Raw genomic sequence first — 22,813 nt, 5'->3', positions numbered from 1 at the left:
GCCAGAGGACCCGACATGAACTGGATCACCAATTACGTCCGCCCGCGGATCAACTCGATCTTCTCGCGCAGGGAGATGCCGGAGAATCTCTGGCAGAAATGCGATGAATGCGGCACCATGCTGTTTCACCGGGAACTCAGCGATAACCTGAATGTCTGCACTAATTGCGGGCATCACATGGCGATCAGCCCGCGCGAACGGTTCAAGGCGCTGTTCGACGGCGGCGTGTTCTCGGAGATCGCGGTGCCCGAGCCGGTGGCCGACCCGCTGCATTTCCGCGATCAGAAGAAATACCCCGACCGCATGAAGGCGGCGCAGAAATCCACCGGCGAGAAAGAGGCGATGCTGGTCGCCTTCGGCGAGATGGGCCGCACCCCGATCGTGGCCGTGGCGCAGGATTTCGCCTTCATGGGCGGCTCCATGGGCATGTATGTGGGCAATGCGATCATCGCCGCCGCGGAACATGCGGTAAAGCTGAAACGCCCGCTGATCCTGTTCTCCGCCGCCGGCGGCGCCCGCATGCAGGAGGGGATCCTGTCGCTGATGCAGATGCCGCGCACAACCGTCGCGGTGCAGATGCTGAAAGAGGCGGGGTTGCCCTATATCGTGGTATTGACTCATCCCACGACCGGCGGCGTCACCGCCTCGTACGCGATGCTGGGCGATGTGCAGATCGCCGAGCCCAACGCGCTGATCTGCTTTGCCGGGCCAAGGGTGATCGAACAGACCATCCGCGAAAAGCTGCCCGAGGGGTTCCAGCGCGCCGAATACCTGCTGGATCATGGCATGCTGGACCGGGTGACCAAACGCACCGAGATGCGCGACGAGCTGATCACCATCACCCGGATGCTGCTGGGCCTGCCGCCTGCGATCCGCGGCGACCTGCCCGCCCCGGAACCGGAAAGCCCCCCCGCCGAGGCCGCCAAACCGGCCAAACAGTCCGAAAACGACCCCAAACCCAAACCAGCCACATCCAAATAGGGCCGGACCATCGGCCCCTTCCCCCGTCAGGAGAGACAGATCATGGCCTTCACCCTTGTTCAGTTCGACTTTCCCTATTCCGGCCCCTGGGGCGATGATATGACAGCGGCGATGGGCGATCTGGCCCGGGACATCGCCGGCGAAACCGGTCTGGTCTGGAAAATCTGGACCGAGAACCAGGCGACCGGACGCGCCGGCGGCATCTATGTCTTCCAGACGCCCGAGGCGGCGGCGGCCTATACCGAGAAGCACTCGGCCCGGCTGGCGGCCTTCGGCATCACCGGCATCAATGCGCAAAGCTTCGAGGTGAACGGCGTGCTGTCCGACATCACCCGCGCGCCGCTCTGATCCGCAAGCAGGCCAGACCCTGATGCAGACCCGGACCCCCGCGGCGTCGGACGTCATCCTCGAACGGATGATGGCGCTGCACCCCAAGATCATCGACCTGACGCTGGACCGGGTCTGGCGGCTGTTGCACGCGCTGGGCGATCCGCAGGGCCGCCTGCCGCCGGTGATCCATATCGCCGGCACCAATGGCAAGGGGTCCACCCAGGCGATGATCCGGGCCGGACTCGAGGGCGCGGGGTTGACGGCGCATGCCTATACCTCGCCGCATCTGGCGCGGTTTCACGAACGTATCCGCGTCGCGGGCGCGCTGATTTCGGAGTCCGACCTGACCGCCGTGCTCGATGAATGCTATGCCGCCAACGGCGGCGGCAGCATCACCTATTTCGAGATCACCACCTGCGCCGCGCTGCTGGCCTTCGCCCGCACACCCGCCGATTACACCCTGCTGGAGGTGGGGCTTGGCGGGCGGCTCGACGCCACCAATGTGATCGACAAGCCGGCGCTCAGCATCATCACCCCGGTTTCCATCGACCACGAGGCGTTCCTCGGCGACACGCTGGCCAAAATCGCCTTTGAAAAGGCCGGGATCATCAAACGCGGTGTGCCCTGCATCGTCGGCCCGCAGCAGGACGAGGCACTGGAGGTGATCGAGGCGCAGGCCGCCCGGCTCGGCGCGCCGCTGATCGCCTATGGTCAGCATTGGCATGTTTCCGAGGAACGCGGCCGGCTGGTCTATCAGGACGAGCGCGGGCTGCTCGACCTGCCGCTGCCCAACCTGCCCGGCGCGCATCAGATCCAGAACGCCGGCGCCGCGCTGGCCGCGCTGCGCCATCTGCGGCTGAGCGAGGCCGCCTGCGAGACCGCCATGACGCAGGCCCAGTGGCCCGCGCGGATGCAGCGGCTGAAGACCGGCCCGCTTGTCGACGCCGCGCCGCAGGCCGAGCTCTGGCTTGACGGCGGCCACAACCCCGCCGCCGGACTTGCGCTGGGCGCGCATCTGGCCAGCCTTCCGAAACGACCCACGCATATGGTCTGCGGCATGCTGAACACCAAGGATGTCACCGGATATCTGCGCCCGCTGGCGGCGCAGGCGCAGAGCCTGACCGCAGTGTCGATCCCCGGCGAGGCCAATACGCTGAGCGCCGCGGACACCTCGGCGGCGGCGCGTTCGGTGGGGATGCAGGCGGGCAAGGCTGGCAGCGTCCTGTCAGCGGTGCAGACCATCGCGCGTGACCACCCGCGCGCCCGCATCCTGATCTGCGGCTCGCTCTATCTGGCCGGTGGGGTCCTGCGCGAGAACGGCTGATCCGGTCAAAGGGCGGAAAGTTTGCTATCCTTCCGATCGGTCAGTTTGGAGGGTGCCATGGGGTTACAGCAACAGGGCGGCTGCCTCTGCGGTCGCGTCAGATATGAGCTGTCGCAGCCGCCGCTTTGGGTGACGGTCTGCTATTGCCAGTTCTGCCAGAAGGCGACAGGCAGCGATCACATGGTCGAACCGATCTTCAATCGCGGTGATTTCTCGGTCATCCAGGGCGAACCGCGCTGCTATGCCCATGTGTCGACCGGCAGCGGGCAGGATGTTTATGTGCATTTCTGCCCCGATTGCGGCACCAAGCTGTATCTGACCTTTGCGCGCTGGCCCGATCGCCTCGGCGTTTATGCCGGGACCTTTGACGATCCCGGCTGGTTCCCGATGACGCCGGAGAACACCAAACATATTTTCACCGGAACGGCCGCGCGCGGCACTTTGATCCCGGCGGGCTACAACACGTTTTCGGAACATGCGGCAACGCTGGCGGGCGAGGCGATTGAACCGACTGTGCTGGAGTCTGTTAAGGAAATCGGGCGCGGCGGGGTCTAGCTCTGGCCCCAGTCCTTGTCCTGCATCTCGCGCAGCCGACTGGCGGTGCGTTCGAACTCGAACACGCCCTCGCCCTCGACATAAAGCATTTCCGGCTCCGCCGCGGCCGAGCAGATCAGCCGCACCCTGGCCTCGTAGAGCGCGTCGATCAGGGTGACGAAGCGTTTTGCCTCGTTGAAATTTGTCCGCGACAGGCGCGGGATGTCTTCCAGGACCAGCACCCGCACCGCCCCGGCAATGGCGAGATAGTCGGCCGGCCCCAGGTAGTGGCCGCACAGATCATAGAAGCTCGCCCGTGCCACCCCGTTGCGATATTCCGGCAGAACCACCCGGCGGCCCTTGACCTCCAGCGCGAGCTCGGCGGCGGGACCGCCGGCCAGATCGGCCCAGACCGCGCGGATCGCCGCGCGCGCCTCGGGTCCGATCGGGGTGAAATAAACTGGCGCGCCCTCCAGCCGGTTCTGCCGGTAGTCGTTGGGGCTGGTCAGCTCGCGCACCTCCATCCGCTCCTTGATGAGCTGGATGAAGGGCAGGAAAAGCTGCCGGTTCAGCCCATCCTTGTACAGCGCGTCCGGCACCCGGTTGGAGGTGGTCACCACCACCACCCCGGCGTCGAACAGCGCCTGAAACAGCCGGCCAACGATCATCGCGTCGGTGATGTCGGTGATCTGCATCTCATCGAAGGCCAGCACCCTGACCGATCTGATCACCGCCTCGGCGGCCGGCATCAGCGCATCCTCGATGCCCTGTTTGCGCGCCGCGTGCATGGCGGTGTGCATCTCCTGCATGAAGGCATGGAAATGCACCCGGCGGACGGGGATGTCCCCCAGCGCGTCGACGAAGAGGTCCATCAGCATCGACTTGCCGCGCCCGACCCCGCCCCAGAGATAGAGCCCCTTTGGCGGCGGCGGCGGTTTGCGGAACAACCCGCGTTTGGCCGGTCGCGCGAGGGCGGCGCGGATGCGCTCCAGCTCGGGCAGGACGGCCTCCTGCGCGGGGTCGTGGTGCAACGCGCCTTGCGCGATCCGGTCGTTGTAAAGGGCGATCAAATCGGACATGGGCGCAGCCATAACGCGGGCGGGCGGGGTTTGAAAGCGGGGGCGCGCGATGGCGGAGGCATATATATCAATAATACTGACGTAACGTCGATCAAATCCTGATTTGACCCCTTCGCTGACGGGCGTAGGTTCAGCGGGCCAATCTGTCCGGAGCCCGCCCATGTCCCGCCCCGCCGCCTCGCTTACTCCGGTTCTGGTCGTCGGCTGCACCATCATCATGGTCAGTTTCGCGATCCGGGCCTCCTTCGGGGTGTTCCAGATCCCGGTGGCCGAAGAGTTCGGCTGGGCACGGTCCGAATTTTCGCTTGCCATCGCGATCCAGAACCTGGCCTGGGGCATCGGACAGCCGATCTTTGGTGCCATTGCCGAAAAGATCGGTGATCGCCGGGCCATCGTGATGGGCGCGTTGACCTATGCCGCCGGCATGGTGCTGACAGCCTGGTCCACCACGCCGCTGGAGCATCAGCTCTATGCCTGGCTGGTGGGGTTCGGCATCGCCGGCACCGGGTTCGGTGTGATCCTGGCGGTGGTCGGGCGCGCCGCCTCGGACGAGAACCGCTCGATGGCGCTGGCGATCACCACCGCCGCAGGCAGCATGGGGCAGATGGTCGGCGCGCCGGTGGCCGAATGGCTGCTGAGCTTCCTGTCCTGGCAGAACACCTTTATCGTCTTCGCCGTGGCGATCCTGTCGCTGGTGCTGACCCTGCCGATGCTGCGCGCGCCCGAGCCGGCCAGCCGGGCCGAGCTGGAGGAGTCGTTGGGCGCGATCCTGGTCAAGGCGTTCCGCGATCCCTCTTACACGCTGATCTTTCTGGGATTCTTCAGCTGCGGTTATCAGCTCGCCTTCATCACCGCGCATTTTCCCGCCTTCGTGACCGAGATGTGCGGCCCGATCCAGCCCGGCGGGTTGCTGCATGGGATCGGCATCACCACCACCTCGGCGCTGGGGGCGGTGTCGATCGCGCTGATCGGCGCGGCGAATATCGGCGGCACGCTGATGGCCGGATGGGCGGGCAAGTATTATTCCAAGAAATATCTGCTGACGGGCATCTATGCGGGGCGCACGGTGATCGCCGCGGCCTTTATCCTGGCGCCGATCACGCCCACCTCGGTGCTGATCTTTTCGGTGACGATGGGGGCGCTGTGGCTGGCCACCGTGCCGCTGACCAGCGGGCTGGTCGCGCATATCTACGGGCTGCGCTACATGGGCACGCTCTATGGGATCGTGTTTCTCAGCCACCAGATCGGTGGATTCCTCGGCGTCTGGCTGGGCGGGCGGATGTATGACGCCTTTGGCGATTACACCATGGTCTGGTGGATCGGTGTCGGCGTCGGCGCCTTCAGCGCGGTGGTGCATCTGCCGGTGAGGGAACGGCCATTGGGCGCGCGGCTGGCATAGAGCACCTCACTGTATCTCAACCGACCTGCCGCTGCCGTTCGACTTTAAGAGCAATGCACGAGCGGCGGCCTGCGGTCTTTATTCCGCGCTGGAACGCCTCCTAGAGCTGAGGTCGGCGGCGGGCAGGCTCAGATGGTGAAAACGGCACAGGGCGGGCCGAAGCCCGCCTTGTGCCCGGCTACTTCTGCGCCGCCGACCAGCGGTCGAGGATATAGCGGCTGGTCATCAGGTCCAGATGCGCGCCGCCGCCGTTCTTGAACAGCGTGATGTCCTCTGTGCCGCCCGGCGCGAAGGCGTCCAATTGGTAGAAGTCGGCCAGAATGTCCGCCTCGGTGATGACACCCCGATCCAGCGGGATCTGGATCTCGCCGATATGGCCGATGGTGGTGTCGCGGCTGTCGACATAGATCTTTGCCCGCCGCAGCGCAGCGTCGTCCGCCTCGCGCATGTCGGGGCGATAGGCGCCGATCAGGTTGATGTGCTGGCCCGGGCGCAGCCAGTCGCCCCTGATCAGCGGCTCCGAGGACATGGTGGCGCTGACCACGATATCGGCCTGCCGCACCGCCGCCTCAAGATCGGGGGCGACATCGACGCTGCCGATGTCGCGCGCCAGCGCCTCGGCCTTGGCCAGGGTCCGGTTCCAGAGCGCGATCTTTGCCCCGGGGAAGGCTTCGGCAAAGGCCTCGCAGAGCGAGCGGCCGACAGTGCCGGCGCCGGCGATCACGATCCGTTCGCTGTCCGGACGGGCCAGGCGCCGCGCCGCCAGCAGGCTGTCGCCGGCGGTCTTCCATTTGGTCACCAGGTGGAAATCCACCAGCGCCTCGAGCGTGCCGTCGAGATCCGAGAACAGGCTGACGCCGCCGTTGACCATCGGCACCCCGTGCTCGGGGTTGCGCGGAAACACCGTCGCCGTCTTGACCAGGCTGCCCAGCCCGTCGATCCAGGCCGCGCGGGACAGCAGCGTATCGGGGTCGCGGTAGAGAAAAGTGTCGGCGATCTCGGCCCGGGGCAGGGTGTGACCGTCGGCCAGCGCCTCGGTCAGCTCCAGCCAGTCGAGCAGCGCTTCGCCCTCTTTGAACGGGATAATGGGGATCGTGATGCTCATGTCGCCTCCTCCTCGGTCAGCAGTCCGGCGGCCACCAGGCGACCGGCCCAGCCCTGCGGGCCGGTGAACAGATGGGTCTGCCAGCCGCGGCTGGCGGCCATGTCGATGTTGTCGCTCCGGTCATCGGTGAACAGCAGCGCCCGCGGGTCGAAACCGCAATCCTCTTCGAGCCGTTGATAGATCTCCGGCGCGGGCTTCATCACCTTCATGTGGCCGGAGACATAGGCGCGGTCGAACTCCGACAGGAACGGGTAATGCGGCCGGGCGATGTCATCAAAGGTCTGGACGCCGAAATTGGTCAGCGCGAAGACCGGCACGCCCCTGGCCTTGAGCGCGCGCAGAAGGCGCACCGAGCGGGGGATTTCTGGCGCGGCCATTTCGATCCAGCGATCATGCCACAGCCGGATTTCGTCGCGCCAGTCGGGATGCTGTTCGGCCAGGGCATAGACCGTCTCGGTGAAATGGGCCCCGCCATCGACCCGGATGTTCATGCCCTCCAGGTCCACCTCGGCGAACAGGGCGCGGCGCCGCTCGGGGCCGATCACCCTGTCGTAGAACCGTTCCGGCTGCCATTCGATCAGCACGTTGCCGATATCAAAGATCACGGCCTGTGGTTGCATTCTGTCGGTTCCTTTTCCCCCGGAAACCCCGTCCGGTCCGGGTCGATGTCCTGCCGGGGCGACGCGGTTCAGGCCGGCCGCCCCGCCGCTCTGATCTCGCGTTCCAGCGCCTCCAGAAAACGGGAGCGGTCGGCCTTTGTAAAGCCGCGCCCGCCGCCGCCCGCGCCCAGCGGGTTGGCGGCGCGCAGATCCGCCATCAGGTCGCGCATAGCAAGCTGCTGGCCGATGTTCGCCTCGGTAAAGGCCTCGCCGTTGTGGCGCAGCACCCGCGCGCCCGCCGCGACGCATTTCGCCGCCAGCGGGATGTCCCCGGTCACCACCACATCGCCCGGCCCGCAGCGATCGGCGATCCATTTGTCGGCCTCGTCGGCGCCCTCGGCGACGATCACGTTTTCCACCAGCGGATTGGGCGAGGGGCGCAGCCCGCCGTTGGAGACCACGAACATCGTGATCCGGTGCCGCGTCGCCACGCGCTCGGCCTCGGCCTTCACCGGGCAGGCATCGGCGTCGATGTAAAGCGCGACCATCGCCTCAGCGCCAGAGCGCGTCGGCGTGGAAGGCGACGTGGTCCTCCATGAAGGAGGAGACGAAGAAATAACTGTGGTCGTACCCCTTCTGCATCCGGAAGCTGGCCTCCTGCCGCTGCGCGGCGATGGCCCCGGCCAGCGCCTCGGGCCTGAGCAGGTCGAGGAACTGGTCGTTTGCCCCCTGGTCGATCAGGATCGGGCCGTCAAAGCCGCCAGTCCGCATCATCAGCGTGGCGTCGTGGGGCGCCCAGGCGGCCTCGTCCGCGCCCAGATAGGCGGTCAGCTGCTTGCGGCCCCAGTCGCTGGCGCTGGGGTTGGCGATCGGCGCAAACGCCGAGACCGAGCGGTAACGCCCCGGCAGGCCCATCGCCAGCGTCAGCGCGCCGTGCCCGCCCATGGAATGGCCGGTGATCGCCTGCCGCTCGGGGTCGATGGCAAAGGCCGCGTCAATCACCCGCGGCAACTCCTCGGCGACGTAATCCCACATGCGGAAATGCGGCGCCCAGGGATCCTGCGTGGCGTTGACGTAGAACCCCGCGCCCTGGCCCAGGTCATAGGCCTCGTCGTCGGCCACACCAGCGCCCCGGGGGCTGGTGTCGGGAAACACCAGCGCGATGCCATGCTCGGCCGCCCAGACCTGCGCGCCGGCCTTGGTCATGGCGTTCTCATGGGTGCAGGTCAGCCCCGAGAGATACCACAGCACCGGAACCGGGCCATCCTTTGCCTCTTGCGGCAGGAACAGGCCAAAGGTCATGTCGCAGTTGCAGACATCCGAGGCGTGTTTGTAGACGCCTTGCACACCGCCAAAGGCGGCATTTTCGGACAGGGTTTCCATTTTCGCGCACTCCCGTTTCGGTTTGCTTCTGGCTACCGGTCCGGCGGCGGTGCGTAAAGGGCGGGCGCCCCTTGCTGGCGTCTTTTCGGGCAAAAGGCGGCGGCGGCGCTCGGGCCCGCTCAGGCTCCGGTGATCCAGGCGATCACCACCGGCACGGTCAGGATGCTCGCCATGGTCGACAGCAGGATCGCCGCCGAGACCCGGTGCGGCGCGACCCCATAGTGTTGCGCCAGCATATAGACATTACCCGCCACCGGCAGCGCCGCCGAGGCGATGACCACCGAGGCCGAGAAGGCATCGAGCGGGAACAGCACCAGAACCCCCAGCGCCACCGCGGCGGGGTGCAGCACCAGCTTGCCAAAGGAAAGCCAGGCAGCGACCTGCACCCGCTCGGCCGATTTGCTGGCCAGCGAGGCGCCGATGGCAAACAACGCGCCGGGGGTGGCGGCGCCGCCCAGAATGGACAGAAAGGCGTTCAGCGGCTCGGGCACCGGCAGCTCCAGCGCCGACCACAGCATCCCCAGCACGATCGAGACGATCATCGGGTTGCGCAGCAGCCCCATCCCCATCAGGCGCAGGGTCGACAGCTTCAGCCGCCCGTCGCGGCCGCCGTTGATCAGCATCACGATCAGGCTGGAGAACACCACCAGATCGGTTGTCAGCACCAGCATCACCGGCCCGATCGCCGCCTCGCCGAACAGCAGCGACAGCATCGGCAGGCCGAGAAAGCCGACATTGCCGATCGCCACGCATTGCGCCTCGATCCCGGCGGTGGGCACGTCGAGCCCGCGCAGAAAGGCCACCGCCGTGGCGATGCCATAGACAAAGGCGGTGCCCCACAGATAGCCCAGCACAAGCCGGCCGTTGAACACCTCGGCAAAAGAAAGGTTTGCGGCAAACCGGAAGATCATCGCCGACAGCGCAAAATAGAAAACGAACTTGGTCAGATACGAGGTCGCCTCTTCGGTGAAAAAGCGGCTACGCCCGGCCCAGTAGCCAAGGCCGATGATCGCGAAAAAGGGCAGGGTTCGTATGAATATCTCGACCATGACGCATCGGTAGCCGCTTGCGCGGGCTACCGCAAGCCGGCTAGCCGCTGCCGATCAGGACCCCTGCCGCAAGCACCAGCGCGCCCCCCAGCACCACCTGAAACGCGGCGCGGAAGAAGGGTGTGTCCATATAGCGGTTCTGAATCCAGGCGATCGCCCAGAGCTCGAAGAAAACGATGATCACCGCGAGACCCGTGGCGGTCCAGAAATCGGGGATCAGATAGGGCATGGCGTGACCCAGCCCGCCCAACGTGGTCATGACCCCCGCCGCGATCCCCCGTTTCAGCGGCGAACCGCGCCCGGAAATCTCGCCATCGTCCGAGGCGGCCTCGGTAAAGCCCATGGAAATGCCGGCCCCCACCGAGGCGGCGACGCCGACAAGAAAGGTGGTCCAGGAATCCTGGGTGGCAAAGGCGGTGGCAAAGATCGGCGCCAGCGTCGAGACCGACCCGTCCATCAGCCCGGCCAGACCCGGCTGCACCCAGGTCAGCACGAACTGGCGATGCGCGGTGGCCTCCTCGGCGCTGCGCGCGTCGGTGTCGAGATGTTCCTCGGCCAGGCCCTGCGCGGTGTCCTGGTGGCCGGCTTCGGCTGCAGCCAGATCGCCCAGCAGTTTGCGGGTCTGGGCATCACTGCTGCGCTTGGCGGCGGCGAGATAGAAACGCTCGGCATCGCGCTCCATCATCTCGGCCTCTTCGCGGATGCGTTCGATCCCGAGGTTTTCCACCAGCCAGATCGGGCGGCGCGCGTAATATCCCGCCACATGTTCGCGCCGGATCAGCGGAATGGTGTCGCCAAAGCGCTGTTTGTGCGCCTCGATCAACAGCGCGCGATGCTCGTCCTCTTCGGCGGCCATACCGTCGAACATCCTGGCGCTGGCCGGGAAATCGGCGCGCAGCCGTTCGGCATAGCCGCGATAGATCTGCGCGTCGTCCTCCTCGGACGAGATCGCCAGGGCGAGAATTTCCTGTTCGCTCAGATCGCGGAACCGCTTGCGCGCAAAGAACTGCATGGTGATGCCTCACTTTAGATCGGTTCTAAGTATTCGGGTCATTCGACATATTCAAGGGTCGGCAGGCGCCTTGTTGTTGCAACTGAACCGCTCGGTTTATATCACGGAACAGGGCGCCAGCCGGAGGGATCTATGGGCGAAGCTGCGGATATTGTCAGAACCGGGCGCAAGTTCGATCAGGTGCTGGCCGGCGCGCGTCAGGTGTTCCTGGCCGATGGGTTCGAGGGGGCCAGCGTGGATGACATCGCGCGGGCCGCGGGCGTGTCCAAGGCCACGCTCTACAGCTATTTCCCGGACAAGCGGATGCTGTTCATGGAGGTGGCCAACAGCGAATGCGGCCTGATGGCCGAGCAGGCCTCGGCGCATATCGACGGATCCTTTCCCGTGCGCGAGGTGCTGACAGTCACTGGACGGCATATCCTGACCTTTCTTCTGTCGGACTTTTCGCAGCGGATCTTCCGTATCTGCGTGGCCGAGCGCGAACGCTTCCCCGAACTGGGCCGCGCCTATTACGTCAGCGGCCCGGCGATGGGGCGGGAACGGATCAGCGAATACCTGACCTGCGCGGTGGCGCGCGGCGAACTGGTGATCGAGGATATTCCGATGGCGGCCGAGCAATATCTGGAACTGTGCAAGGTCAAGCTGTGGACCCGCGCGGCGTTTGGTATCCAGACCGATTTCTCCGAAGAGGAGAAAGAGGACGTGGTGCGCAACGCGGTCGACATGTTCCTCGCCCGCTACGGGGCCTGATCCGTTACATTGCCTGACCTGCGTCAGTCGATCCGCCGCACCAGAAGCTGATTGCCCTCGCCGACCTTGGTTTCAAACCGCTTCAGTTCCTTGACCAGATCGCTCAGCTTTTTCTTGCCATAGCTGCGGGTGTCGAAATCCGGGTTGGCGGCGGTGATGAACTGGCCGATCTGACCCAGAGAATACCATTCATCCTCTTGGTCGATCGCGTCCATGGCGCGGATCATCAGCTTGGCGGGATCCTCCAGCTCGGCCGGGGCCTCGCCGCTGATCTGGGCCACGGCGGGCGCGGCCTCACGGGTGGTGGCGGTGATGGGTTTGGCCGGTTTCGGCCTGGTCTTGGCTGCCTCGGGCATCAGGTTCTCGACATAGATGAACCGTTTGCACGCCTTGACGAAGGCGGCAGGCGTCTTGCGCATCCCCATGCCGTAGACGTCCAGCCCCTGTTCGCGGATGCGGCTGGCCAGCCGGGTGAAATCGCTGTCGGACGAGATCAGCACGAAGCCATCGAACCGGCCCGAATGCAGGATGTCCATCGCGTCGATCACCAGCGCGATGTCGCTGGCGTTCTTGCCGGTGGTGTTGGCGAACTGCTGGTGCGGGACGATGGCCAGCGCCGCCAGCTTGTCCTTGGACCAGCCCTGCGGCGCGCCGCCGGAGAAATCGCCATAGATGCGGCGGATGCTGGCCTCGCCGAACGAGGCGATCTCCTCGAAAATCGCCTCGGCATATTTGGCCGAGATGTTGTCGGCGTCGATCAGCACCGCGAGCAGCGGTGTGTGCGGCTTTTCGGCCATAGGTGTAAACTCCCCATTTCGGGATTGAAACTGTACGATCCGGGCGCCCGGTGCAATGTTTCAGGCGCATTGTTACAGGTGCAACGGATCAGCGTGTATCGGATCAGAGCGCGCGGAACATCACCAGCGCGTCGACATAGCCCTGCGCCGGGTGGCGATAGGCGTCGGGCAGACGGCCCACCACGTCAAAGCCGGCGCGCTCCCAGGTGTCAATGGCGCGGGTGTTGGTGGCGATCACGAAATTATACTGCATGGCGCGGAACCCCGCCTCGCGCGCGCGATCGAGCGAATCCGCCAGCATTGTGCGCGCGACGCCTTTTCCCTGCGCCGCCTGCGCGGTGATATAGCCGCAGTTGCAGACATGATCGCCCCCGCCCATGGCGTTGGGCCGCAGGTAATAGGTGCCCAGCGGCTGGCCGTCGGCCTCGGCCAGCAGCACCGCATTCGTGGGCGCGAACCAATAGGCCAGCGCGGCCGCGCGCGTCATGTCGCGGGGCAGGGCATAGGTGTCGCCGCCACGAATGACCGGTTCCAGCATCGCCCAGATCGTATCCTCGTCGGCCGGGGTCGCGGGCCGGATCGTCACATCGCTCATGGTCTTGTCATCCTGTGGCGCGCCGGTCCGGGTGGGGCCGGCGCGCGCTTGTGTCAGTATTCCACCACGGCGCGGATCGATTTGCCCTCGTGCATGAGGTCAAAGCCGGTGTTGATCTCGTCAAGGCTCAGCTTGTGGGTGATCATCGGGTCAATCTCGATCTTGCCGTTCATGTACCAGTCGACGAATTTCGGCACGTCGGTGCGCCCCTTTGCGCCGCCAAACGCGGTGCCCTTCCAGACCCGGCCGGTGACCAGCTGGAACGGACGGGTGGAAATCTCGGCCCCCGAGGGCGCCACGCCGATCACCACCGACACGCCCCAGCCGCGATGCGAGCATTCCAGCGCGTCGCGCATCACCTGCACGTTGCCGGTGGCATCGAACGAGTAATCGACGCCGCCGATCTGATCCCTTTCGGTCTTGGTCAGCTCGACGATCTCCTGCACCACCGGGCGCTGCGCCTTCATCGGGTTGATGAAATGGGTCATGCCGAATTTCTTCGCCATCACCGCCTTGTCGTCGTTCAGATCGACCCCGATGATCATGTCGGCGCCGGCCATGCGCAGCCCCTGGATCACGTTCAGACCGATACCGCCCAGCCCGAAGACGGCGGCGGTCGAGCCGATTTCGACCCCGGCGGTGTTGATCACCGCGCCGATGCCGGTGGTCACGCCGCAGCCGATGTAACAGATCTTGTCGAAGGGGGCGTCGTCGCGCACCTTGGCCAGCGCGATTTCCGGCATCACCGTGTGATTGGCGAAGGTCGAGCAGCCCATGTAGTGATAGATCGGCGTGCCGTCGAGCATCGAGAACCGCGTGGTGCCGTCCGGCATCAGCCCCTGGCCTTGCGTGTTGCGGATCGCGGTGCAGAGGTTGGTCTTGCCCGAGAGGCACGACGCGCATTCGCGGCATTCGGGGGTGTAGAGCGGGATCACGTGATCGCCGGGTTTCAGCGTGGTGACACCTTCGCCCACCTCGAGCACGATGCCGGCGCCCTCATGGCCCAGGATCGACGGAAAGAGCCCCTCCGGGTCGGCGCCGGAGCGGGTGAATTCGTCGGTGTGGCAGATGCCGGTCGCCTTGATCTCCACCAGAACCTCGCCCGCCTTCGGGCCCTCCAGGTTCACTTCCATGATTTCAAGGGGTTTTCCGGCCTCAAGGGCCACGGCGGCGCGGGTACGCATGGGTCACTACCTCCAATCAGATTTGTTCCAGACCCTGCGGCAAAGCGGGCCGGGTTTCAACGCCCATTCCATGCGCCTGGGCCGATCTTTGCGCCTCTGAAACCGACCGTTCCGGCCGGGCCTGCGCCAATCCGCCTGTGGCGGTGCTGCGGCTCGACTCCTGCGGAACGGCGATTATATAAGAGGAACAAAAAGAGAACAAAGATGCCGCCATGTCGAAACGCCGGATCCTGTCCCTGTGGTTCCCCCGCCTTGCCGCCGAGCGGGCGTTACGTGTTGCCCGCGGGGCGCTGGAGGGGCCGCTGGCCGTGGTCGAGGAGCGCGGCAACGCCCAGCAGATCGCGGCGCTGGACGCGGTGGCGGAGGCGGCCGGGCTCTGGGTCGGCCAGCCGCTGCGCGATGCGCATGCGCTGTGCGCGGGGCTTGCGACCCGGCCCCGCGACCCTGCGGGCGAGGCGGCGGTCCTGGCCGCGCTGCGGCGCTGGGCGGGCAAGTTCAGCCCCTGGGTGGCGGGAGAGGCGCCGGACGGGCTGATCCTTGATCTGACCGGCTGCACACATCTGTTCGGTGGCGAGCCGGCGCTTCTGGAGCAGGTCGAGGCCGATTGCGCCGCGATGGGGCTGAGCCTGCGGGCGGGGCTGGCGGATACGCCGGGCGCGGCCTGGGCGCTGGCGCGGTTCGCCGGGCAGGTCGCCGGATCGGGCCGCTCGGGCGATGCCATCGACCAGGAGGCGCGCGCCACCCGCGCCCGCGCCGGCAAGCGGCGGCACTGGACCAGGGGCGGCGCGGCGCCTGCGGTTGCGGCGGTGGGCGGCGGCACCCGGATCGCCCCGCCGGGCAAGACCTATGGCGCGCTCTCGCCGCTGCCGGTGGCGGCACTGCGGCTGGAGCCGGAGGTGGTGGCGCAGTTGAACCGGCTCGGGCTGCGGCGGATCGGCGATCTGCTGGGTCAGCCCCGCGCCGGGCTGGCGCGGCGGTTCGGCAAGGGGCTGGTGCACCGTCTGGACCAGGCCATGGGCAGCGCGCCCGAGCCGGTGTCGCCGGCGCGCCCGGAGCGGCGGTTCGCCGTGCGGCTCACCCTGCCCGAGCCGATCGGGCTCAAGGATGATCTGCTGGCCGGGATCGACCGGATGCTGCCCCGGCTCTGCGCCGGGCTGGAGGCGGCGGGGCAGGGCGCGCGGCAGCTCCGGCTGGAGGCGCACCGAACCGACCGCGCCACCGAAGTGGTCATCGTGGGGTTGGCCCGACCCGGCCACGACCCGGACCGCATCCGCCCGCTGCTGGAGCTGAAGCTCGACGGCATCGACGCGGGCTTCGGCATCGACATGCTGCGGCTGGAGGCGGTGCAGGTCGAGCCGATCCATGCCCGCACCGCCACGGGCCATATGCAGGCGGGGCAGGCGGTGCGCGACCGTCTGGTGGGGGGCGCGGCGCTGGACGATCTGCTGGGGCGGCTGGGCGCGCGGGTGGGGATGGAGGCGATCACCCGCCGCCACCCGGCCGCCAGCCACATCCCCGAAAAAACCGCGCAGGTGCTGGCCGCCGCCTGGTCCGAGCCGGCGGCGGGCTGGCCCGCCCCCCCCACGCCGCGCCCGCTGCTGCTCTGGCCGCCCGAGCCGGTGATCGCCCCCGACGCGCCGGAGCTGCCTGCGGCCTTTCGCTGGCGCGGGCGCGACCGGACCCCGGCCGCGGCCACAGGGCCGGAGCGGATCGCGCCCGAATGGTGGCTGGACGAGCCCGCCTGGCGCAGCGGGGTGCGCGATTACTGGGCGGTCACCACCCGGGACGGCGACCGGCTGTGGTTGTTCTATGCCCATGGCGCGGCCCTGTCTCCGGGGTGGTTCTGCCAGGGACAGTTCGCCTGATCTTTCGCCTGATCTTTCATGGCGCCGGATTTGGCGAAAAGCTTGATTTGATGGAAAGAACGCGTAACCTGACGCCATGAACATGCAGACGCCCAGCGGGTATTCCCAAGGCTCCGCCCCGGCCCAGGTCGCCTTTGATCGCCGGGAACTTTCCGTCATCCTGTCCGTCTATGGCCGCATGGTGGCCGCCGGCGAATGGCGCGACTATGGCATTTCCTGTCTGCGCGACATGGCAGTGTTCTCGGTGTTTCGCCGCACCGCCGAACATCCGCTCTACCGGATCGAGAAACGCCCGAGGCTGCGCAGCAAGCAGGGGCAATACGCGGTTGTCGGCATGGATGGCCAGATCCTCAAGCGCGGCCATGACCTGAAGACCGTGCTGCGGGTGCTGGAACGCAAGCTGATCCGCGTGGTCGACTAGGGCGCGGAGCAGGGGGGCGAGGCGCAGATTGAGGCAGGGTCAAAGCCGCTTGTGCGCGGTCACCGGCCCGTCGCCCTGCGCCGCGATTCGCGCGATGGCTCGGGTGACCGGCTCATGGGCCACCGCCATGTGATGGGCGTTGGCATGGATCAGCGTTTCGGCATCCACAACCAACGCCACATGCCCCCTCCAGAACAGCAGGTCGCCGGGTTGCGGCGGGGTGCCTTCGGGCAGGGAGTGGCCTAGCTCGGCCTCTTGCTGGTCGCTGTCGCCAGGACAGGGGATGCCGCAGGCGAGGCAGGCCGCCTGAACCAGCCCCGAACAGTCGATCCCGAACGACGAATTGCCGCCCCAGAGATAGGGGGTGCCGAGATAGAGCACGGCGACCGTCGCCGGGCTGCGCTCTACGGTGTCGATGGGGGCCAGATGCGCCGAGGGCAGCCAGAGCACACGCGGACCGTTGCGGCTGCGGGCGGCGATGCGGGACCAGGCGCCCCGCACCTCGGTGACCGTGACCCGCGCGCCATGGGACAGCCAGAACGCCTCATCCCGCGTCTTCAGCTCGGGCCGCGCCTTGGCATAGCTGTGGCGCACGCAGACCCGGTGGGTCGGCTCCGGCGCGCCGGGCCAGAGCGCGGCGGCCTCGATCCAGCCGGCATGACCGTCGCGCGTGGCAAAGCCGAAGGCCATCGGCCCGCCCCAGTCGAGCACGGTGAACCCTTCACCCAGAACCAGTTCGCGGTCGCGCGCGCCGCCCTCGGCGCTGGCAAAGATCGTCGCGCGCGGGGTGGCGACCGCGCAGGGATCGCCGGGGGTGAACCGCGCCGCCTCGACCTGGCCCCGCAGGCTGTCATGGGCGATGCGCCCGTTGAAACGCAGGCGGCGGCGGTCGGTCACAGCTTCAGCAGCGCCGGCAGCGCCTCCAGCACCGCGCGCGCGCCCTGGCCAAAGCCGCCCTTGGTCCGTCCGGGGGCGTCGGCGGCGCTCCAGGCATAGATGTCGAAATGGATATAGCGCGCGTCACCGGCAAAGCGGCGCAGGAACAGCGCGGCGGTGATCGCCCCGGCCATGCCGCCGCTCGGCGCATTGTCCAGATCGGCGACGCCAGGCTCGATCGTCAGCTCATAGGGGTCATGAAACGGCAGCCGCCAGACCGGATCGGCAACCCGTGCCCCGGCTGCGGCCAGCGCCTGCGCCGCATCCTCGTCATCGGTGAAATAGGGCGCCAGATCGCCGCCCACCGCGACCCGCGCGGCCCCGGTCAGCGTCGCCATCGAGACGATCAGGTCCGGCGCGCCCTCTTCCGCCAGGGCCAGTGCGTCGGCCAGCACCAACCGCCCCTCGGCATCGGTGTTGTTGATCTCGACGGTCAGACCCTTGCGCGAGGTCAGGATGTCGCCGGGCCGGAACGCATTGCCGGCAATCGCGTTCTCCACCGCCGGGATCAGCACCCGCAGCTGCACCGGCAGACCCAGCGCCATGATCATCCGCGCCAGACCCAGCACCGTGGCCGCCCCGCCCATGTCCTTTTTCATCAGCGCCATGCTGCTGGCGGGCTTGATGTCCAGCCCGCCGGTATCGAAACACACGCCCTTGCCCACCAGCGTCAGTTTCGGCCCCGCCGTGCCCCAGCGCATGTCGATCAACCGCGGCGCGCGGGTCGAGGCGCGGCCGACGGTATGGATCATCGGGAAATTCCGCGCCAGCAGGTCGTCGCCCTCGACGGTTTCAAGGCTAGCGCCAAAGGTCTCTGCCAGCGTCCGCGCCGCCGTCTCCAGCTCCTCCGGGCCCATGTCGGCGGCGGGGGTGTTGATCAGGTCGCGGGTCAGCCATTCGGCCGCTGCCATCGCCTCGATCCGGGCGGCGTCGACGCCCTCGGGCGCGATCAGGTTGCGGGCCTCTGCCGCGCGCTTGCGGTAGCGGCCGAACCCGTAGCCGCCGATCAGCCAGCCAAGGGCCTCGGTCTCGAGCACCTGACCCGCAAGGCCCGAGGCGATGCGATATGTGCCCTGCGGCAGCGCCTTGGCCGCCCCGGCCAGAACGAATCGCCGCCGTGCCCGCTGAGCGGCATCGCCGTAGCCAGCCAGCGCCATGGCCGGTGCGCCATCGGGGCCGGGGATCACCAGGGCCTGCGCCTGCGCCCCGGTAAAGCCGTTGGCCTCGACCCAACGTTGCACCGCGTCGGTCTGCGGGGCCAGCCAGTCCTCCAGCGCCAGTTGTTCGATCACGTGGAGAGGCAGGGCGCGGCTGTCGGCGGCGGCAAATCTGGGGGTCATTCGGGGCTCTCGCATTCTGGGCTGGGTGGGGGCAGACTATTCCTCCCGCCGGCAGCCGCAAGCCCCTTGCAAGCCCCTGCCGGAGCCCTTGTCAGTGCCCCTTTCAGTGCCCTGCTCAGACCATCGCGCCCCGTGCCCTCCAGACCGCGCGGAGCGAGCTTTCGCCGACCCGGCGCAGACGCGACAACGTGGCGGCCAGCGCCACGAGATCGCGTTGATCCGCCGCCTCGGTCACATCCTGCGCCACCCGGGCGAGATTCGTCATTCCGGCCTGATCGGCGATCGCGATCATCGAGCGGGCGCATTTGCGCAGCCCGATCATGTCGCCGGCCTCCCACAGCCGGTCGCAGCGGGTCATCCGCGCAGAGAGCTCGCGGCTGGCCCGGCCGATCACCGTGTCGGCCCCGTCCCGGCCCAGCTTGCGGTCCAGCACAAGCAACCTGGCCTGATCCAGTTGAATTTGTTCCGCCTTTTTGAGGGAGAGAACCACACCCATCCCATCCTCCGCTCGTCCGATACGACTGTCACCCGCCCTCATCCTCGGGCGGACAGGTTTGCAAAAGGTTTCAGGGGAACGCGCATAATCCCTCGAATTTTGTGGGAATTCCGACTATCTGATGACCGGATGAAACCAAGCAGGGGATTATGCATGGAATTCGCCAAACCTTTGCCCAGCTATCTGGTCCAGCGGTATCAGGGATGGAAGGCCACGACCTATTCGGAGAACCGCAGCTGGTACCGCCGCCTGGCAACCGAGGGGCAGCGACCCCGGGCGATGGTCATTTCCTGCTGCGACAGCCGGGTGCATGTGACCTCGATCTTCGGCGCCGATCAGGGCGAGTTCTTTATCCACCGCAATATCGCCAATCTGGTGCCGCCCTATGAGCCGGACGGCGATCATCACGGCACCTCGGCGACCATCGAATACGCGGTGACGGTGCTGAAGGTGGCGCATCTGATGGTGCTGGGACATTCCCAGTGCGGCGGCGTGCAGGGCTGCATCGACATGTGCAAGGGCCTCGCGCCGGAGCTGGAGCGCAAGGAAAGCTTTGTCGGCCGCTGGATGGATATCCTGCGTCCGAAATACGACCTTGTTTCCGACATCAGCGACGACGCAGAGCAGGCCCGCGCCTTTGAACGCCAGTCGGTGCTGGCATCTCTGGCGAACCTGATGACCTTTCCCTTCATCGCCGAGGCGGTCGAGGAGGGCTCGCTCAGCCTGCATGGGCTCTGGACCGACATCGGCGAGGGCGGGCTGGAATACTACGACACCAAGGCCAAGGCGTTCGCTCCGGTCTGAGCCGCCGACAGCGGCAGGCGACGGGCGGCGCCTCAGCGCAGCTCGTAGCCGTCCGGCCAGGTCAGCCTCTGCTCCAGCCGGATCGCCTGCTGCGCGCCCGGCGCCAGGGGGAACCGCCACTCCAGCACCCCGCGCCGGCCGTCCACATCGCGCGTCTCGGGACGCGGCGTGGCGGTCCAGTCGATCACCAGATCCTCCTGTTCGGAATAGGGCACCCGGTCGCGCAGCCTGACCTGCCATTCGGTGCCGGTCAGGTTGGCGACCTCGAACGTGCGCGCCTCGGTCAGCTCGTTCGATTTCGACAGCACACCGCGGTCGCCCTCGTTGCGCCCGGTGACCACGGTTTTCAGCCGCAATCCCTCGATTGGCCCGAAGGACAGTTCGGTTTCCTCGCCCGCCGCGATTATCGGCATCCGGCCAAGCCCGACGAAAGTCCCGTCCAGATAAAGGTGCACCCGGTCCGAGGGCAGCAGGATCTCCTGCGTGTCATTGGTGAAGCCGGCGGCGACAAAGGCGGTTTCGTCGTGGCGCGGTGTGGCGCGGGCAAAGACCTCGGCGTCCAGCGCGATCTCGCCCAGCGGGATACGCACCGCGTCGGTGCCCGGCGCCAGCGTGACCGGCCGCGGATAATCATAGGTGACGCTGATCCCGTCCAGCGCCGCGCCCACCGCGGCAAGCGAGCCTATGTCGGCCTGGACTTCGACCATCGGCTCGACCATCGGCTCGGGTGCGGCGCCGGACATCTCGGCCCGGCCCAGGCTCTTTTCCTCGCGCCGTTCGGTGATCCGGCGGCGGAGCGGGAGGATCACCGACGGATCGGTCGGCGCCTCGGGGTCCACCGTGGAGAGCCGCAGCGCCACGTCGCGCCAGGTCTCGCCGCCGTCCTGCGCCACCCAGGCCACGCGGGACAGCACCAGCCGCGGCCGCTCGCCCCGGGTCAGCCGCGCCTCGTAGCCGGGTTGCCACATCGCCTCGGGGGTCAGATAGCTGACCGTGACTTGTCCCTCGGCCGGTGCCGGGGCGGTGACGGTCAGCGTCAGTTCAGCCGGTTCGGCGGTGTCGGGCACCAGCGCGGCGAGCGCCTGGCGGGCGCGCTCCAGCGCCACGGTCAGATCCGCCAGCGGATCGTCCAGCGCCCGCGCCGCCTGCTGCGCCGCCAGGGCGCTGGTTTTCGCGGCCAGGGTCTCTTCGGCGATCATCGCAGAGATCTCGCGCAGGCTGATCACGTCCTGACTGGCGATGCCGTCACGCTCGCCCAGCCCGGCAAGGAAAGCCTGCTTTGCCCGCGCCGCCGCTACCTCCAGAAGATGGGCGGCGCGGCGATCCTCCAGATCCCGGATCTCGCGCTCGATCCGCTTGACCTTGGCGCGGGCGGCGGCAACCTCGGGGCGTTCGGCGGGGGCGCGTGGCGGCAGGTCGCTGCGCCGCGCCGCGAGGGTTTCCAGCATCGCCCCGGCGACCGACAGGCGCAGATCGGTCAGCGGCACGGCGGGATCGGCACCGCGCAGGATCAGCTCATGCGTGCCGGCGGGGATGGAAAAGGGCACCCGCCGCTCCACCGTGGCCCCGGTGGGATGCATCGTGACATGGGTGACGGGGGCGTCGAGGACGAATTGATCGGCCAGACAGACCGAGGGCAAAGCCGCGGCGAGCCAGAGGAACTTGCGCATGAAAAACACCTTCTGAAACGTCTGCCACCAATGGTGCGCAAAGGTGCGAAAAAGAACAAGGGCGCCCGGTGGGGCGCCCTTGGCTGTTGCATTCGATCGGCCGAAATCAGCCCTTTTTCAGAACCTCACGGCCCAGCAGCTCGGCGATCTGGATCGCGTTCAGGGCCGCGCCCTTGCGCAGGTTGTCAGAGACGCACCACAGGTTCAGCCCGTTGTCGATGGTGCTGTCCTGGCGGATCCGGCTGATGAAGGTGGCGAAATCGCCGACGCATTCGGCCGGGGTGACATAGCCGCCGTCTTCGCGCTTGTCGATCACCATGATACCGGGCGCCTCGCGCAGGATGTCGCGGGCCTCGTCCTCGTCGAGGTGATCCTCGAACTCGATGTTGATCGCCTCGGCGTGGCCGACAAAGACCGGCACGCGCACGCAGGTTGCCGTGACCTTGATCTTCGGATCGATGATCTTCTTGGTTTCGACGACCATCTTCCATTCTTCCTTGGTCGAGCCGTCTTCCATGAAGACGTCGATATGGGGAATGACGTTAAAGGCGATCTGCTTGGTGAATTTCCTTGCCGTGACATCGGACGTGGGGTTGTAGATTGCCTTGGTCTGATCCCACAGCTCGTCCATCCCCTCCTTGCCGGCGCCGGAGACCGACTGGTAGGTCGAGACCACCACGCGCTTGATCCCCGCGCGGTCATGCAGCGGTTTCAGCGCCACCACCATCTGCGCGGTCGAGCAGTTGGGGTTGGCGATGATGTTCTTCTTGGCATAGCCGTGGATTGCCTGCGGGTTCACCTCCGGCACGATCAGCGGAATGTCCGGGTCGTAACGGTAGAGCGAGCTGTTGTCGATCACCACGCAGCCGGCGGCGGCCGCCTTGGGCGCGTATTTCTTGGTCGCGTCCGAGCCGATGGCGAACAGCGCCATGTCCCAGCCGGTGAAATCGAAGGTGTCCAGATCCCGGGTCTTGATGGTCTTGTCGCCGAAGCTCACCTCAGTGCCCAGAGATTTGCGGCTTGCCAGCGCAGCAATCTCATCCACCGGGAACTGGCGCTCGGCCAGGATGTTCAGCATTTCGCGGCCCACGTTACCCGTGGCACCCGCGACGACGACGCGATAACCCATATTATCCTCTCTTGCATTTACGGCCAGTCGT

At 67.0% G+C, this 22,813-nt stretch carries 24 protein-coding genes; 9 read left to right on the top strand and 15 right to left on the bottom strand.

What is annotated here, in order from left to right; translation table 11 throughout:
- Positions 1–15 precede the first annotated feature (15 nt).
- From accD to E1832_RS12125, 4 genes are read left to right on the top strand one after another with little or no spacing between them, the layout of a single operon-like run.
- A complete protein-coding gene (gene accD, locus E1832_RS12140) occupies positions 16–981 on the top strand; it encodes an acetyl-CoA carboxylase, carboxyltransferase subunit beta (protein ID WP_133360023.1) in 966 nt (321 codons plus the stop codon).
- 42 nt (positions 982–1,023) lie between these two features.
- Positions 1,024–1,329 (top strand): monooxygenase, encoded by a 306-nt coding sequence (locus tag E1832_RS12135; RefSeq protein ID WP_133360022.1) that lies wholly within the window; start codon positions 1,024–1,026, stop codon positions 1,327–1,329.
- A 22-nt stretch (positions 1,330–1,351) separates the two neighbouring features.
- Positions 1,352–2,635, top strand: a complete 1,284-nt coding sequence (locus E1832_RS12130; protein WP_133360021.1) for a bifunctional folylpolyglutamate synthase/dihydrofolate synthase — start codon at positions 1,352–1,354, stop codon at positions 2,633–2,635.
- Between the two features lie 57 nt (positions 2,636–2,692).
- Positions 2,693–3,190: a GFA family protein gene (locus E1832_RS12125; RefSeq protein WP_133360020.1), complete on the top strand. Its 498-nt coding sequence runs from the start codon at positions 2,693–2,695 to the stop codon at positions 3,188–3,190.
- On the opposite strand, the gene zapE is transcribed toward E1832_RS12125, so the two are convergent.
- A complete protein-coding gene (zapE, locus tag E1832_RS12120) occupies positions 3,187–4,248 on the bottom strand; it encodes a cell division protein ZapE (protein ID WP_133360019.1) in 1,062 nt (353 codons plus the stop codon). The genes E1832_RS12125 and zapE overlap by 4 nt on opposite strands.
- A gap of 160 nt (positions 4,249–4,408) precedes the next feature.
- On the opposite strand from zapE, the gene E1832_RS12115 reads away from it, so the two are divergent.
- Entirely contained in the window at positions 4,409–5,647 is a 1,239-nt protein-coding gene (locus tag E1832_RS12115) for an MFS transporter (protein WP_133360018.1), read from the top strand.
- 178 nt (positions 5,648–5,825) lie between these two features.
- On the opposite strand, the gene E1832_RS12110 is transcribed toward E1832_RS12115, so the two are convergent.
- The 6 genes from E1832_RS12110 to mbfA form a co-directional block, all read right to left on the bottom strand.
- On the bottom strand, positions 5,826–6,752 hold the full coding sequence (locus E1832_RS12110) for an ornithine cyclodeaminase family protein (protein ID WP_133360017.1): 927 nt from the start codon (positions 6,750–6,752) through the stop codon (positions 5,826–5,828).
- Complete coding sequence (locus E1832_RS12105; protein ID WP_133360016.1) at positions 6,749–7,372, bottom strand: HAD family hydrolase; 624 nt, start codon at positions 7,370–7,372, stop codon at positions 6,749–6,751. Before E1832_RS12105 ends, E1832_RS12110 begins: the two co-directional genes overlap by 4 nt.
- Before the next feature lie 68 nt (positions 7,373–7,440).
- On the bottom strand, positions 7,441–7,899 hold the full coding sequence (locus E1832_RS12100) for a YaiI/YqxD family protein (RefSeq protein WP_133360015.1): 459 nt from the start codon (positions 7,897–7,899) through the stop codon (positions 7,441–7,443).
- A gap of 4 nt (positions 7,900–7,903) precedes the next feature.
- Positions 7,904–8,734 carry an S-formylglutathione hydrolase gene (fghA, locus tag E1832_RS12095; protein WP_133360014.1) on the bottom strand — a complete coding sequence of 277 codons (831 nt, stop codon included), beginning with the start codon at positions 8,732–8,734 and terminating at the stop codon, positions 7,904–7,906.
- A gap of 119 nt (positions 8,735–8,853) precedes the next feature.
- On the bottom strand, positions 8,854–9,783 hold the full coding sequence (locus E1832_RS12090; protein WP_133360013.1) for an AEC family transporter: 930 nt from the start codon (positions 9,781–9,783) through the stop codon (positions 8,854–8,856).
- Between the two features lie 40 nt (positions 9,784–9,823).
- Positions 9,824–10,795 (bottom strand): iron exporter MbfA, encoded by a 972-nt coding sequence (gene mbfA / locus E1832_RS12085; protein WP_133360012.1) that lies wholly within the window; start codon positions 10,793–10,795, stop codon positions 9,824–9,826.
- A 132-nt stretch (positions 10,796–10,927) separates the two neighbouring features.
- Here mbfA and E1832_RS12080 point away from each other — a divergent pair, with 132 nt between their 5' ends.
- Positions 10,928–11,545 (top strand): TetR/AcrR family transcriptional regulator, encoded by a 618-nt coding sequence (locus tag E1832_RS12080; protein ID WP_133360011.1) that lies wholly within the window; start codon positions 10,928–10,930, stop codon positions 11,543–11,545.
- Positions 11,546–11,568: 23 nt separating this feature from the next.
- Here E1832_RS12080 and E1832_RS12075 read toward each other — a convergent pair whose 3' ends face one another.
- The 3 genes from E1832_RS12075 to E1832_RS12065 form a co-directional block, all read right to left on the bottom strand.
- The gene (locus tag E1832_RS12075; protein WP_133360010.1) at positions 11,569–12,342 is read right to left on the bottom strand and encodes an NYN domain-containing protein; all 774 of its coding nucleotides are present in this window, start codon (positions 12,340–12,342) and stop codon (positions 11,569–11,571) included.
- 103 nt (positions 12,343–12,445) lie between these two features.
- Positions 12,446–12,937 (bottom strand): GNAT family N-acetyltransferase, encoded by a 492-nt coding sequence (locus tag E1832_RS12070; protein ID WP_206021048.1) that lies wholly within the window; start codon positions 12,935–12,937, stop codon positions 12,446–12,448.
- A 53-nt stretch (positions 12,938–12,990) separates the two neighbouring features.
- Positions 12,991–14,121, bottom strand: a complete 1,131-nt coding sequence (locus E1832_RS12065; RefSeq protein WP_133360009.1) for an S-(hydroxymethyl)glutathione dehydrogenase/class III alcohol dehydrogenase — start codon at positions 14,119–14,121, stop codon at positions 12,991–12,993.
- Positions 14,122–14,333: 212 nt separating this feature from the next.
- Between E1832_RS12065 and E1832_RS12060 the strand changes: the two genes are divergently transcribed.
- Together E1832_RS12060 and E1832_RS12055 are read left to right on the top strand one after the other, a co-directional pair.
- A complete protein-coding gene (locus E1832_RS12060; protein ID WP_133360008.1) occupies positions 14,334–15,986 on the top strand; it encodes a Y-family DNA polymerase in 1,653 nt (550 codons plus the stop codon).
- Between the two features lie 76 nt (positions 15,987–16,062).
- Positions 16,063–16,407 (top strand): DUF2794 domain-containing protein, encoded by a 345-nt coding sequence (locus E1832_RS12055; protein WP_133360007.1) that lies wholly within the window; start codon positions 16,063–16,065, stop codon positions 16,405–16,407.
- A 39-nt stretch (positions 16,408–16,446) separates the two neighbouring features.
- On the opposite strand, the gene E1832_RS12050 is transcribed toward E1832_RS12055, so the two are convergent.
- The 3 genes from E1832_RS12050 to E1832_RS12040 all read right to left on the bottom strand — a co-directional run bounded on the left by E1832_RS12050 (position 16,447) and on the right by E1832_RS12040 (position 19,179).
- Positions 16,447–17,304 (bottom strand): C40 family peptidase, encoded by an 858-nt coding sequence (locus tag E1832_RS12050; protein WP_133360006.1) that lies wholly within the window; start codon positions 17,302–17,304, stop codon positions 16,447–16,449.
- Positions 17,301–18,683 carry a leucyl aminopeptidase family protein gene (locus tag E1832_RS12045; protein ID WP_133360005.1) on the bottom strand — a complete coding sequence of 461 codons (1,383 nt, stop codon included), beginning with the start codon at positions 18,681–18,683 and terminating at the stop codon, positions 17,301–17,303. The genes E1832_RS12050 and E1832_RS12045 overlap by 4 nt, the downstream gene beginning before the upstream one ends.
- A 115-nt stretch (positions 18,684–18,798) precedes the next feature.
- Positions 18,799–19,179: a hypothetical protein gene (locus E1832_RS12040; RefSeq protein WP_133360004.1), complete on the bottom strand. Its 381-nt coding sequence runs from the start codon at positions 19,177–19,179 to the stop codon at positions 18,799–18,801.
- A gap of 153 nt (positions 19,180–19,332) precedes the next feature.
- On the opposite strand from E1832_RS12040, the gene E1832_RS12035 reads away from it, so the two are divergent.
- Entirely contained in the window at positions 19,333–19,983 is a 651-nt protein-coding gene (locus E1832_RS12035) for a carbonic anhydrase (protein ID WP_133360003.1), read from the top strand.
- A 32-nt stretch (positions 19,984–20,015) separates the two neighbouring features.
- Here E1832_RS12035 and E1832_RS12030 read toward each other — a convergent pair whose 3' ends face one another.
- Positions 20,016–21,653: a DUF4139 domain-containing protein gene (locus E1832_RS12030; protein WP_133360002.1), complete on the bottom strand. Its 1,638-nt coding sequence runs from the start codon at positions 21,651–21,653 to the stop codon at positions 20,016–20,018.
- A 106-nt stretch (positions 21,654–21,759) separates the two neighbouring features.
- On the bottom strand, positions 21,760–22,782 hold the full coding sequence (locus tag E1832_RS12025; protein ID WP_133360001.1) for an aspartate-semialdehyde dehydrogenase: 1,023 nt from the start codon (positions 22,780–22,782) through the stop codon (positions 21,760–21,762).
- Between the last annotated feature and the right edge of the window lie 31 nt (positions 22,783–22,813).

The organism is Antarcticimicrobium luteum (genome assembly GCF_004358185.1).
In the GTDB taxonomy this organism is placed as follows: Bacteria; Pseudomonadota; Alphaproteobacteria; order Rhodobacterales; family Rhodobacteraceae; genus Antarcticimicrobium; species Antarcticimicrobium luteum.
This window is presented reverse-complemented; position numbering and strand designations above follow the sequence as displayed.